Annotated in this window: 11 protein-coding genes and 2 pseudogenes; 8 read left to right on the top strand and 5 right to left on the bottom strand. The window is 41.0% G+C overall.

What is annotated here, in order from left to right:
• Window positions 1-15 precede the first annotated feature (15 nt).
• From GA693_RS10590 to rplS, 7 genes are all read left to right on the top strand, one after another.
• Window positions 16-3,885: a PilC/PilY family type IV pilus protein gene (locus GA693_RS10590; RefSeq protein WP_160240918.1), complete on the top strand. Its 3,870-nt coding sequence runs from the start codon at window positions 16-18 to the stop codon at window positions 3,883-3,885.
• Between the two features lie 4 nt (window positions 3,886-3,889).
• A complete protein-coding gene (locus GA693_RS10585) occupies window positions 3,890-4,417 on the top strand; it encodes a type IV pilin protein (protein ID WP_160240919.1) in 528 nt (175 codons plus the stop codon).
• Complete coding sequence (locus GA693_RS10580; RefSeq protein WP_104472458.1) at window positions 4,411-4,863, top strand: type IV pilin protein; 453 nt, start codon at window positions 4,411-4,413, stop codon at window positions 4,861-4,863. The genes GA693_RS10585 and GA693_RS10580 overlap by 7 nt, the downstream gene beginning before the upstream one ends.
• 138 nt (window positions 4,864-5,001) lie before the next feature.
• Window positions 5,002-5,259: a 30S ribosomal protein S16 gene (rpsP, locus tag GA693_RS10575; RefSeq protein WP_004809941.1), complete on the top strand. Its 258-nt coding sequence runs from the start codon at window positions 5,002-5,004 to the stop codon at window positions 5,257-5,259.
• Between the two features lie 28 nt (window positions 5,260-5,287).
• Window positions 5,288-5,836 (top strand): ribosome maturation factor RimM, encoded by a 549-nt coding sequence (gene rimM / locus GA693_RS10570; RefSeq protein ID WP_016658481.1) that lies wholly within the window; start codon window positions 5,288-5,290, stop codon window positions 5,834-5,836.
• Between the two features lie 26 nt (window positions 5,837-5,862).
• A complete protein-coding gene (trmD, locus tag GA693_RS10565) occupies window positions 5,863-6,612 on the top strand; it encodes a tRNA (guanosine(37)-N1)-methyltransferase TrmD (RefSeq protein ID WP_104500704.1) in 750 nt (249 codons plus the stop codon).
• A gap of 173 nt (window positions 6,613-6,785) precedes the next feature.
• The gene (gene rplS, locus GA693_RS10560) at window positions 6,786-7,160 is read left to right on the top strand and encodes a 50S ribosomal protein L19 (protein ID WP_003792460.1); all 375 of its coding nucleotides are present in this window, start codon (window positions 6,786-6,788) and stop codon (window positions 7,158-7,160) included.
• Between the two features lie 62 nt (window positions 7,161-7,222).
• Here rplS and GA693_RS10555 read toward each other — a convergent pair.
• Together GA693_RS10555 and GA693_RS10550 are read right to left on the bottom strand one after the other, a co-directional pair.
• Window positions 7,223-8,199, bottom strand: a pseudogene (locus tag GA693_RS10555) (esterase/lipase family protein).
• A 63-nt stretch (window positions 8,200-8,262) separates the two neighbouring features.
• The gene (locus tag GA693_RS10550; protein WP_160240920.1) at window positions 8,263-9,234 is read right to left on the bottom strand and encodes an esterase/lipase family protein; all 972 of its coding nucleotides are present in this window, start codon (window positions 9,232-9,234) and stop codon (window positions 8,263-8,265) included.
• 118 nt (window positions 9,235-9,352) lie between these two features.
• Here GA693_RS10550 and GA693_RS10545 point away from each other — a divergent pair.
• A protein-coding gene (locus GA693_RS10545) for an IS3-like element ISAba14 family transposase (RefSeq protein WP_223155595.1) occupies window positions 9,353-10,485 on the top strand; the annotation gives its coding sequence in 2 pieces (ribosomal slippage) (window positions 9,353-9,605 and window positions 9,605-10,485; 1,134 coding nt in all).
• 126 nt (window positions 10,486-10,611) lie between these two features.
• Here GA693_RS10545 and GA693_RS10540 read toward each other — a convergent pair.
• The 3 genes and pseudogenes from GA693_RS10540 to GA693_RS10530 form a co-directional block, all read right to left on the bottom strand.
• Window positions 10,612-11,064 (bottom strand): annotated as a pseudogene (locus tag GA693_RS10540) (esterase/lipase family protein); the annotation flags it as partial.
• A 224-nt stretch (window positions 11,065-11,288) separates the two neighbouring features.
• Window positions 11,289-12,290, bottom strand: a complete 1,002-nt coding sequence (locus GA693_RS10535; RefSeq protein ID WP_160240921.1) for an esterase/lipase family protein — start codon at window positions 12,288-12,290, stop codon at window positions 11,289-11,291.
• 313 nt (window positions 12,291-12,603) lie between these two features.
• Window positions 12,604-13,632 carry a lipase secretion chaperone gene (locus tag GA693_RS10530; RefSeq protein ID WP_160240922.1) on the bottom strand — a complete coding sequence of 343 codons (1,029 nt, stop codon included), beginning with the start codon at window positions 13,630-13,632 and terminating at the stop codon, window positions 12,604-12,606.
• Window positions 13,633-13,683: the final 51 nt, after the last annotated feature.

The raw sequence follows: 13,683 nt of genomic DNA, 5'->3' as shown, positions 1-13,683 counted from the left end.
GTTGAGGATATTATAATGCAACTCAGAAAAATTCAAATATCTGTATTGAGTGCAGCATTGACCGCACTTATGTGTAGTTCAGTTGTACAGGCAAGCGATTTACAGATTTATGCGATGCCAACAGCAGGTCAAAAAACGATTGTAATGATGGTGGATGTTTCAGGGAGCATGGCCTGGACCATGGGTGGTAGCACGACTAATAACGATAGTTTAAAGCGTATTACACAATTAAAAAATGGGATCCGTGCAGTATTGGATAGTGATGATCCAAAACTTGAAAATGTGGTGATGGGTTTAGGTAAGTTTCCTAGAGCAAGCGGTAGTAAGCAGGGAGTTATTCTTGTTCCTGCTGCAAAACTTGGTGCGCCTGCACGAAATGGACAGCCTGAATCTGCACAGCGCCAAGCTCTTCGTTGGGCTGTTAATAACCAGCTTGCAGCGGTAGGTGGTACACCAACTTCTCATGGTTATGCAGAAGCTGCATCATATTTAATGGGGACTAGAACAAATTCTTATATAGAGGAGCAGCAAGCGGATGTGTATAGAGAAAATTTACAACGAACTGGTAATTCATCTAATAGAAAATATAATGAATGTACTTCTTATAGCTCTAATATAAGTAGAATTGGTTCGTACTATTATCAAGAGTGTTTAAATTTTTCGCCAATAACTGCAACAGCATTCGAAGGTAAGAGCTATGATTTTTATACTGACCAAAGTAATCCACGTTCCTACTTCATTAAAACAAATATCAAGACACTTATAAAAGTAGAAAAAAATCAGAGTAATACAAGTGGTTTTTCTAACTCAGTTTTAGATAGCAAAACTACAACTAATGAAATAGAACACTACAAGTCTCCTTTACCAACGAATAAAGTTTCTTGTGATGGTCAAGGTGTATATGTTTTATCGGATGGGGAACCTAATGACTCTTCTGATGCTGCGGCTCAAACTCAAATGATAAATGCTTTGTCATCTCCAGTTCTTAATCCGCCGGATACAAACTTTTCTTGTAATGTGAGTTCTTCAAATTTGACAAATCCATTAACTGGTGGAAATAGTGGTGGTGCTTGGAAATGTATGGGAGAGTTTGCTAAGCGCTTATATTCAGGAGCTAATCCAGCTGGTGTTAAAATTCAAACAGCATTTGTTGGTTATAGTAACAGCTTTAACAATCTCTCTAATGATGATGTAAGAAATGCATGTAAGTTGGGCTCTAATTTAAAAGGTGATGCTTGTTCATACTATCAAGCCGATGGCTTAACACTCAATCTTAATGCAACTCGGCGTAATCCTGAAAGTGGTTACGGAAATGGTGGATTTTATACAGCAACTTCGGCAAATGATGTTACCAAAAGTGTATTAAACTTTATTGATAATTTGGGAACGGATCCTCTATCTCCTCTACCGACAGGTGCTTTGTCTGTTCCGATTGATGCCTTAAATCCAAATGGATTACAAAATGTAGGTTACTTGCGTATGTTAGAGCCTAATCCGGCTCAACCTAGCTTGTTAACTTGGGCGGGAAATCTCAAGAAATATACAATGAAAGATGGCGTCTTGGTCGATCGTAATATTAATATCTTTGATGCAATTGGTAATTTCGCAACCAATACTAAAAATTTGTGGGGTTCATTATTACAGAATGATGGTGGTTTGATTCAAGTTGGTGGGACATATGAAATGTTGCCTATGCCAACTGAAACTAAGCAATCGACATTACGTAACTTGGTCACAGATGTAAAAGATGTAAATGGTAATATCTTGGTTCCATTAGAAACTCGAGATGAGACTACAGGAACAGTGACACCTACTCCATTACTTCGAGTGCCGAATTTGGATACAGGAATTTCTAAAAATACTGTTTTAAATCAATTTAGAAGTCAAAGTGTGCTCTCACAATTTCCAGTATCTGTGCGACTTAAGTTACTTAACTATTTAGGATTTAAAGTAGATACAGCGTTAGAAGAATTACCTGAAAATGATGAGGTGAGTTATGAAGGATCTCCATATATCAGTATGGGCGGCATTATTCACTCTTTCCCTGTTCAAATGACATATTCAGGCGTGATTTCTAGTTCTGGTGAACTATTAACTCAAGATATTCCATTGGATGATGGGAATTTTGTGCGAGCACGTCAGCAATCGGTTTTATATGGATCAATGGAGGGAGGATTGCATATCGTTGATTCTCTTACTGGTGAAGAGCAAATGGTATTTGTTCCTGCTGAAATTTTAAATGATGAAAGAGCTTCTAGTGCTTTAGTTCAAAAAGGATCTGGTACTCCAGCACCAGCACATGGTGTAGATGCACCTTGGGTGGTTGATGCAACTTATCGTACTTCAGGAACTCATCCAAATGCGCAAGTTGTGGCGACAAAAATGAACGTATATGGTGGTTTAAGGATGGGAGGGAACAGTTTCTATGCTCTGGATGTTCTTAATCCTAAAAAACCAAAGTTGAAATTTAGAATTGGTCCAGACTTAAGTGATTTTAGTCGTATGGGGCAATCTTGGTCCAAACCTACATTAATTAATCTTCGTATAAATGGAAAGCCTAAAAGAGCCATGGTTGTGGGTGGTGGTTATGATATGTGTTACGAAAATCCAAGATTTAAACTAGCTTCAGCTGCAACTGAAAATGATACAGATAACTGTTCTACTAAGACTAGGGCTAAAGGTAACGCGATTTACGTGGTAGATGCCGATACAGGAGAACGCCTATTCTGGGCAAGTAATAATGATTCAGATGCAGATAATACTCATATGAAGCATAGTATTGTCTCACGTGTCAGTGCTTTGGATCGCGATGGTGATGGTTTTGAAGATCATCTGTATTTTGGTGATTTGGGTGGGCAAATTTTTAGGATTGATCTAGATAATTATCATGAAAAAGCAGGTGAATCTTTTGGTGTACGCACAACAAGACTTGCTAATTTGGCAACAAATACAGATGGAACATCAATTACCAATGGTGATAACCCACGTTTTTATGAACCAGTGACCTTAACAATTCATGATGAACAAGGTTCTACATCAAGTAAGACATTTATTGTAGTAGGTGCAGCATCAGGTGATCGTAGTACCCCATTAGATGTTGCTCCAACAGAGGGGCGAGATGGATTGTCACCGAATATTGCACTAAGCGGGCGTCCAGTAAATAAAGTTTACGGAATTTTTGACTTAGATTTTATTAATGACAGCCTGATTACTAATAGAGAGTTAACTACTGATTACACTGCAACTACAAGTGAAGAGGATGTACCTTTATCGAACCGTTTGCTTACCCGTGAATTAACCCTTAAAGACTTATTATCCAATCCACAGGTAGCATTAACAGAAACCAACACCGCATATAGTCAATATTTTAATGAGACTGCACCAAAATTTGGCTGGTACCGTTCGCTTTCTTGGAGTTGGGATACTACAGCTAATGGTGCTGAATTAGCCAATGGAACATTTAGAAAGCCAGGTGGTCTTAAAGCATTTGAAGAGCCTTTAGCGATTGGAAATAATTTGTTTATTCCAGTTTATGATCCTGAAGGTACTGGTATTACACCACAAGACCCATGTTTGCCAAGGGTTGTCGGTGAGACAGATCGACAACAATATTGTTTACCATTTGGAGTATGTGTCACAGATACAGGCGCTATTGATATAATGCGTGAAAAGAAAACAGGGTTTCGTGTTGAGCGTGACGGTGCAGGTTGGAAAAATGCAAATGTCATTGGCAAGGGGATTCAAGGTATTGCATTAGCAAACAATGGTGGTACAACAGGAAATAATAGTTGTGGAAACTTTACTCTTGCGAGCAATACGAGTGGCATTGGTAATTGGCAATGTACACGTAAATTGAATCCGACTCGTTGGTTTGAAAAGAGGTAGGACAATGATCAAATATAACGGTTTTACGTTAATCGAATTGATGATTGTTGTCGTGGTAATCTCAGTAATTGCTGGGATTGCCATTCCTTCGTATCAAAATCAAGTCCGACGAGCTGCTGAGGCAAATGTTACTGAAGAAATGCTGAAGATCTCAGAGCTTCTTGAGAAACATAAAGCTAAAAATTTCACATATCGATGCTTTGACTTGGCAGATTATTATGGTGGGGCAGCAAATCGAACATCGCTAACACTTCCAATTGGGGCGACAGGGAATGAAATTCGATATACGATCAGTTTAATTCAAATTGGAAACCCTGCTCAGCCCTTGGTCACGGGAGCTTGTAGTGATCCACAAACGCAGACTCTTGGCAGTGTTAATACATGGAGTATGGTTACGACTAAGAATACCAATAATAAATTGGTTGGCTCCAGAAGCTTTAACTATTTGATGAATAGCGAAGGGCTTAAGTGTAAAAATCAAGCGAATAATCTGACAACTAATAGTTGTGGAATAGGGGGGGAGTTATGGTGACTAGAGGATTTACACTTATTGAAGTTATGATTGTGGTTGCAATTATCGGGATTTTAGCTGCAATAGCATATCCTTCATATCAAAATTATGTTCGCAAAACAAAACGAGCAGAAGTCAAAACAGAAATGCTTGATGTTGCGAGAAAACTCACAAATTATAAATCTGTTAATTATAGATATACCAATGCCAATCTAGCTGACTTAGGAGTTTCTAACTCTTTTCCTCTCAATGAACCTTTATATAATATTACAATTAGTCCAAGTAATGCTGGTGTACTAACATCTGATTCGTGGACTCTATTTGCTAGTCCACGGGTAAATACAACTCAAGCAGGTACAGGTGTGTTATGTTTAGATCATCTAGGTCGAAGATTTTGGTCAAAAGATAATTCGACTACGGTACTTTGTGAAACTGGTTTATCTGCAACATCAAGCTGGGATGAATAAATTCAAAACTGCGGATAAACACTTTTTGATCTTTCATTCAGGGCAAACTTCGCGTAAAATACTGCCCTCTATGAAAGGGGTTTGAAATGTATCGATGGTCGGTACAGGGATAATCCGTAAAAACTATAAGGTTGTATCATGGTAGTTATTCGTCTTACTCGCGGTGGTGCTAAAAAGCGTCCATTCTATCAAATCGTTGTAACTGATAGCCGCAATCCACGTGACGGTCGTTTCATCGAACGTATCGGTTTCTTCAACCCTACAGCGCAAGGTAAAGCAGAAAAACTTCGTTTAGATGCTGACCGTTTTGCTCACTGGGTAGCACAAGGTGCTCAACCTTCTGAACGTGTTGCTTCTTTAGCTGCTCAAGCGAAGAAAGCTGCAGCTGCTGCATAATTTTAAAGAATTAAGTAGTAGGTAGCCCATGACACCAACACAGAATGTACCCGAAGATCGTATTCAGATTGGACAGCTACGTTCAGCATATGGATTAAATGGGTGGCTCTGGGTCTATTCCAATACAGAACCTATGAGCAACATGTTTGACTACCTGCCTTGGTACATTGAGACCAAAGCAGGTTGGCAAACTGTCGATGTAAAACGTTGGAAACCACATGGCAAAGGCCTGGTTGTCAGCTTAAAAGGTGTGAGTGATCGCACTGCAGCAGACGGTCTGGTTGGTGCAAATATCTGGATTTCAAAATCGCAACTGCCGCAAGCAGGTGTGGATGAGTATTACTGGTCTGATTTAAAAGGTCTAACCGTGTTAGGTCTGGATGATGAGGAACAGGAAGTCAATCTCGGTCAAATCCACGAACTGTTTGAAACAGGTGCTAACGATGTGATGGTGGTTCGCGCAACTGCCGACAGTATCGATGGCGAAGAGCGTATGATTCCATGGCATAAAGATGTGGTACAACGCGTTGATCTCGAAACAGGTCGTATTTATGTCAATTGGGGCGTAGATTACTAATATTTTTGGAAATACGGGAGTCTGCGATGTTTTTTGCAGTCATTACGCTTTTTCCTGAAATGTTTGAAGCGATTACACGTTTCGGTATTAGCGGGCGCGCAGCACAACGTGAGTTGATGCAAATTCATTGTATCAATCCTCGCGATTATGCTGAGGGTAACTACAAACGAGTGGATGAACGTCCATTTGGTGGTGGTCCCGGTATGGTAATGATGGCTGAGCCACTGGCAAAAGCAATCCGCCGTGCCAAAGAACTTGCTCATGAAGCAGGTGCGGTCAACGTACCCGTGGTGTATATGTCACCACAAGGTCAAACCTTAAATGAACCCGCTGTACAAGAATTTGTCCAATATGACGGATTAATTGTGCTGTGTGGCCGTTATGAAGGTGTCGATGAACGTTTAATCCAGAAATATGTCGATCAGGAATGGTCGATTGGGGATTACGTGTTATCGGGCGGTGAACTGCCTGCGATGGTGTTATTAGACAGTATTATCCGGAGACTTCCGGGTGCCATGTCTGATGAACAATCCCATGTACAAGATTCATTTGTGGATGGTCTGTTAGACTGCCCACAATACACAAAGCCTGACCATTTTGAAGGTTTGGATGTGCCTGAGGTACTGAAATCAGGTCATCATGCAAATATTGAAAAATGGCGTTTTTTGCAGCGTTATCAGCGTACACTTGAGCGTCGGCCTGAACTGGTTGAACAAGTGGAACTGACCAAACAGCAGAAAAAATGGCTAAAAGATTTGCCAGAACATAAATCTTAATTTATGCTTCGGGCGCAATGAAAAGCTTGGTCTTTAGACTGAGTATTTAAATAGGCTCTTTATGTCTTGAAGCGGTCAAGCATAAAGGGAAAGTTAATCGGGTCTATGCGCTTTAGCCTCTAGCCCCAGTGGATCTCAGACCTCTTCTGACCCACACATATTGGAGATACCCCATGAGTGGTAAGCATCCTTTAGTTCAAGCTGTAGAAAATGCTCAGCTTAAACAAGACATCCCAGCTTTTGCACCAGGTGACACAGTAGTTGTTCAAGTAAAAGTTAAAGAAGGTGACCGTGAGCGTCTACAAGCGTTCGAAGGCGTTGTCATTGCGAAGAAAAACCGTGGTCTGAACTCTGCGTTCACCGTACGTAAAATTTCTAGCGGTGTTGGCGTTGAGCGTGTATTCCAAACTCACTCTCCAATCGTTGCTAAAATCGAAGTGAAACGTCGTGGTGACGTTCGTCGTGCTAAACTTTACTACCTACGTGAATTGTCTGGTAAAGCTGCACGTATTCGTGAAAAGTTACCAGCGCGTAAAACTGAAGCTTAATCAGTTTTATCTCGTTGAAAAAATGCGCCCCATGGCGCATTTTTTTATGGCTGTAGACTGGTTTATAGACCTTGCAGTTTGAGCCGGTTGGCATGCTGGCGATAGACCGCGACCGGGTCTGGAGCAAAAGTACCTTTTAAACCGAACAGTAAATTCACTTCATCGAGATGATTCCATGGAAAATCATCCCGAATGGTTTTACCAAATTTGGCGCTACAGACCGAGACAATGCCATCATTTGCACTTGCTTTAGAAGCAGAGATCAAATCCAGTGCCTTCATCGCGGCATCACTGAAATCTAATGCATTGGTCATTTGTTTGTTGCCCATAATTGAATATAGCGCAATACCTTGATCGTTATATTTGCCTTCACCATAATGCTTTAAAGATAACCCAAGCGTAAAACGTTGATTAAATTCAGCGGTGCCTTCAATAGAAGTGCTATGACCTGCAGCTAAAGCGTTATGCGGAAAAGCATGTGCATCCAAACCCTGTGCCCACATAATCACAGCGCCAAAACTACTAATCAGGGTATTTAGTAAATCAGAGATACCAGTTTGACTGGCAAATTTCATCACATCCGATGCCACGATTGTGCCTTGATTGGCGCCACCGACTGTCATAACAGAAGCGACATGTTGTGGCATGACTCCTGCTGCATAGCGCACTGCATGGGCACCGTGGCTATGTCCAATTAAATTGAGTTTTTTAGCACCCATAATTGCCATACTTCTTTGAGCTGTTCGACATATTGTTCGCCACGGACTTCTGATGAATTAAAAGGTGACATGCGGGCAGCAAAAGCGGTTGAACCATTACGTGCTAAATCAGGCAAAATTTGATGCCAATAATCCATGCCCAAAACATCCATAGCAATGCGATTAAAGCCCATCATGCCATGTGCAAATACGAGGGGGTATTGCATTTTGGCATAGTTAGAGATCACGTTTTTACTTTGTGCTTTTTGTAAATTTGAAGCAGTACCGAATGAGCTAAAGAGTAGGGCAGCTATGGTGAAGTATATTGTTTTAATTTTCATGCAATATCCCAATCATGAATGCAAAGAAAAGCCCTGCAATGCAGGGCTTTAATGAGTTGAGCTTTATAGCCCTTGTAGTTTTAAACGATTCGCATGTTGACGATAAACATCCACAGGGTCTGGAGCAAACATGGCTTTTAAGCCAAAGACCATATTGACTTCGTCTAGGTGGTTCCAGTTGTAGTTATCACGAATGGTTTTACCGAATTTGGCACTGCAACGCGACACTAAGCCATCATTGTTTTTGCCACCATCAATCAGTAGTGCAGTCACTTTGAGCGCAGAGTCAGGATCTAGTAGATTCGTCACTTGACCTACGCCTGTGAACGAATAGTTATAAATGCCTTTTTCTTGATAGCTACCTTCACCACAACTCGTTGTTGGCATACCAATTGGGAATTTTTGGTTAAAGGCTGCGGAACCCGCAGCAGTTAAACTGCGTCCACCTTCAAGTGAATTGTGAGGGAAACTATTTGGATCTAAGCCTTGTGCCCATGTGATGGCTTTGGATACAAGGTTCACGCCACCTACCAATGGACCCTCAACAACAGTGCCTTCAGCTTTTAAAATTAAATCGGCAACGGGTGAGCCTTTATGTGGTCCACCGATAGAAGTTAAAGATGCAACTTTATTTGGGATGACACCTGCCACATAGCGAATCGTTGGTCCACCATGTGAATGGCCGATTAAGTTGACTTTCTGTGCGCCGGTAATCGCCAAAATTTCTTCCACTTGTTGTTTCAACTGCTCACCACGAACTTCTGAAGAGTTAAATGGCGAAACACGTGTTGCCCAAACATTGGCACCATTACGCGCTAAATCTGGCAGAATTTGATACCAATAATCTAAACCGAAAGGATCGCTACCAATTTGAATAAAACCTGCCATACCATGACCAAATACTATTGGATATTTGGTTTTGGCATACTGTGTCGATGCTTTGGCAGTATATTGTTTGGCTTGCGTACTGTTGGCTTGAGCCGTCGTCATGGTCATGGCTGCGATACAAGCAGCAGTGATTAATCCATATTTCATTGTTGTTTCCTCTTGTTGTTTTAGGCAGTCAGAGATGGATCCGTAAATTTGAACAACTCCTATAAGTGATATTCTGCTCCTCAAATGATGTTATAAACATCAATATATGGAGTATTTTATGGCACGTAGACCAAGAAGAAATCATTCAAATGATTTTAAAGCTAAGGTAGCACTTGCTGCGATTAAAGCAGAAAAAACACTTGCTGAATTGAGTGCTGAGTTTGATGTTCATCAAAACCAAATTATTGACTGGAAAAATCAATTGATCTCAGCTTCCTCGCAAGCTTTCGATCAATCAAAAGCTCCAACAGAACCACCCATCGATCTAAAAAAACTACATGCAAAAATCGGTGAGCAGGCATTAGAAATTGATTTTTTAGAAGGTGTGTTGAAGAAACTGGGCCGCTTCAACCACAAAAGTTAATCGACGACTCACTTCAGATTTCAGTATCTAAGCAAGCTAAGCTGCTGAAAGTCTCCCGTGGTTGTTATTACTATCGCCCAAAACCTGTGAGTGCATCAGATCTGAAGCTGATGCGATGTATTGATGAATTACATATGCAATATCCTTTTGCAGGCAGTCGTATGATGCGTGATTTGTTGAATCGTCAAGGACATCATATAGGACGACGTCATACACGTACTTTAATGAAGAAAATGGGTATTCAGGCGTTATATTGCAAACCAAATTTAAGCCAGGCTAATCAAGCTCACCGTAAATATCCATATCTGCTCAAAGGGTTGGCTATTCAGCGCAGTAATCAAGTGTGGTCTACGGATATAACGTATATCCCTATGGCAAAAGGCTTTGTTTATTTATGTGCTGTGATTGATTGGCATAGCCGCAAGGTACTTGCGCATAGGGTATCGATTAGTATGGAGGTGGATTTTTGTATTTCGGCTTTAAATGAAGCGATTGAAAAATATGGTCGACCTGAAATATTTAATACAGACCAAGGCAGCCAGTTTACCAGTGATGCATTTATTGATGTATTGAAATCAAATGGCATTCAAATCAGTATGGATGGTAAAGGTCGATGGGTAGATAATGTGATGGTTGAACGATTATGGCGGAGCGTTAAATATGAAGAGGTGTATCTCAAAGCTTATAGCAGTGTCACAGATGCGAAAAAGCAATTAAGTGCATATTTTGAGTTTTATAATTTGAAACGACCTCATTCGAGTCTAGACAAAATGACACCAAATGAGTTTTACTATGATCAGCTACCCCAACAAAACAAGGTGGCTTAACTAGAGCGGAATATCACTTATAAATACGCTTTTAGTTGTTCAAACAAGTGGGACCACCTCTGTCCCAGCCTGATTTCAATCTAAACAATCCACGTAGGTTTATGGTTGGATATATGTAATGCTTGTTTATAAACCTTGTAATTTAAGACGGTTGGCATGTTGGCGATACAAGGCCACAGGATCTTGTGCAAAAGTGCCAATAATGCCGAAGAACTGATTCACTTCATCAAAATGATTATGTTGATAATCTTGACGGATAATGTGTCCATAGCGTCCGCTGCAAAGAGGCAATGCACCATCATTGGGGCTGACTTTCAGGAAACTACCACCCAAGGTAACGACGGTGGATTCAATGACATCGACTGCATTGGTGACTTGGCGATTGCCCATCCATGAGTAATGATGAATCCCATTTGATGTGATTTTAGTCCCTTGGCTGTTGCAATCTTTCGGAATAGCACTCGAACCATACAGCGCATTAAAGCGTTGTATTTTTTCTGGATGCATTGCATCTAAAGCCGCGGTGATCTCAACAGGATATTGATTCTGAGTAAGAACATTCATGCTATGCCCGAGCAAACTACTAAAGCCATGTGCAAAGACAATAGGATACTTCGTTTTCGCATAGCTAGAGAGTACAAAAGATGCTTGATAGGCTTGTAAGGCAGTGCTGGCTTTTGTGGATGAGATTGCACCCACCCCTAAAGCCAATGCCAAGAATGGAAATATTTTCATTGTTCATCCTGAGGCGAGCGCAATAAAAAAACAATGCCTTTATATCGCGTAATATAAAGGCATTTTGCTTATAAACCTTGTAGTTTTAAGCGGTTGGCATGTTGGCGATACATCGCGACAGGATCTGGTGCGAATAGACCTTTTAAGCCAAACATCATGTTGGCAAGATCGGTGTGATTAAGTTTGTAGTCATCTTTAATGACTTTACCAATGAAGGCGCTGCAACGTGCCACCATGCCGTCATTGTCTTTACTGCCATACGACAATGGCCCAAGTTGCATTAAAATCGTATCAATGTCTAAGGCGTTGGTCGCTTGCGCCACACCTGTCCATGAATAGTAATAGATGCCTTTACTGTCACGTGGTTTTAGGTTTTTATTACAGTTTTCAGTCGCTGCTAAAACGCCATCTTTCACGGCATTTTGTGCAACCGTTGCATTAAAGGTTTTTGAACCTGTTTGTGTGAGGGACTTCATCGATGCATCAAAGTCAATTTCCAGTTCAGGTTTGAGCTGACCTAAGGCAATTAATGGTCCAATAATATAATCACCTAGAATATTAAATGCTGTACGGGTCAGCGTATTATTTTGGATGTCATCTGCAACTTTAGAGCCATGATAAGTTCCTGCAACCCCAGTGATTGAAGCAATTGCATTTGGTTTTACTTGTGCTGCATAAAGGACTGTAGGGCCGCCATGCGAGTGACCAATCAGATTCACTTTTGGCTGACCTGTGATTGCCATGACATCTTCAACTTGGGCAATGAGGGCTTCACCACGATGTGCAGTAGTATTGGCAGGTGAAAGCTGAGCTGCAAATACAGTAGAACCATTGCGTGCCATATCTGGCAGAATTTGATACCAATAATCTAAACCAATGGTATTGGTACCAATGCGTTCCCAACCGAGCCAGCCATGAACCATTAAAATTGGGTATTTGGTTTTCGCATAATTTGAAGTGACTTTTGCTGTTACTTGGCTTGCACTACCTGCTGCTTGAGTATGCATGCTGAGCCCAATCGCTAGAGTCGACAAAGCAAGTGCCTGTGTTGTTCTTATGAAGGTTTTCATAAACAATTCCTATGTTTTATATTCTTGTTTTCTAGCCGATGCTCATCCGCAAGGGCATGTTATTTAAGCCACTTATTACAAATAAAAAGTGCTTGTTTTTGGAGCAGTTATTTTTTCATGCTAGGGCTTAAAAACCATGTCATTTTGGGACAGTAACGAGCATTTCGATGAATGCTAAAATATTGTTTTATATACAAATGTATATAAATATTTAACGCTTTGATTTTTAATGAATTTGAAAAACTGCACTTGAATTGAGAAAAATTTGCATACAAAAAAGGGACAATTTATGTCCCTTTTTTAAAGTTATGAATTAATCTGCAAAGGGCAGTTTGCCTCCTTGATCATGTACTTGCTCAAACGTTTCAGCACGTAAGCGTTCTTCTGGTGATTTAAAGTGTTGTTGGCGTAGCTTTTGTACGGCTTGCTGTTTGGCTGCATCACTCATGCCGCTTTTCATAATACCATCTCGTTCCGTTAAGTAGTTATTAACACTAGACTTCCAGTTGGCACGTTCGCTATCTAGGTTTTCTAAACGTTGTGTAGCTTCAGGACCTACCAGATTCAGACGCATTTGGCGAATTTCTTCACTTGAACCACCACGGGCTTTAATGTCTGCAGTGAGTTTACGCAAATCATCCAATTTATTCAGTTGTTCTAGATTTTCTTGCCAATCTTCGGGTAGTTGTTCAAATAAATCTTTTAGCCGTTGTGCTTTTTCAGCTTCGCTCAATTTCTTGTCAGCAAGAACTTGCATGCGATCAAGTGTGTATTCGTGGTACGTATCTTCTGTGCCAAATAATCCTTCAATTTCATAGGCCGAGAAAAACTGCTGACGCAGGTTTTTCATGCTAGTAAAAATGCTGCGATAATATTGCGGGCTGTCCGGATCCAGTTGTGGCGGCTGCAATTCCCCTAGGCGCTCACGATAATCCAGATAGCGCTGCCATAAATCCAGAATTTGTCCCAAGGCCGGCTCCTGATGGGTCTGGGCGATATAACGCTGAAAATCCTGATGAATCTGCTCCAGAGTTTTCTCGCCATATTGGGTAATAAAATATTCAAAACAGTTACGGGTCTGTTCATTGACCATCAGCCGGTTACCTGAGTCGAGCTGTAACTGGCAGTTAATTTCAGTATCCTGCTGACTGGGACTTAAAAAGGACAGGGTTGCAGAGCTGTTTGGACTGCTCACGGGTAGAGACGAGGTTGCAGATGTACGCGCTGTGGCGGCCTGTGCATGACCGGGGGATGGTGGTGAATGGGGAATTAACCAGTAAATAATGCCCATCACTGCCACGGTAATCAGGCCCAACCAGAGCCATAATTTATGTTTTTGCATTCCTATGCACCTGTTTTTCCATTGTATTTATTTTAGGTTTTCAGTTCGCCC

The organism is Acinetobacter indicus (assembly GCF_009914475.1).
Taxonomy (GTDB): domain Bacteria; phylum Pseudomonadota; class Gammaproteobacteria; order Pseudomonadales; family Moraxellaceae; genus Acinetobacter; species Acinetobacter indicus.
The sequence above is the reverse complement of the archived record's forward strand: the minus strand, read 5'-3'. Positions and strand labels throughout refer to the sequence as shown.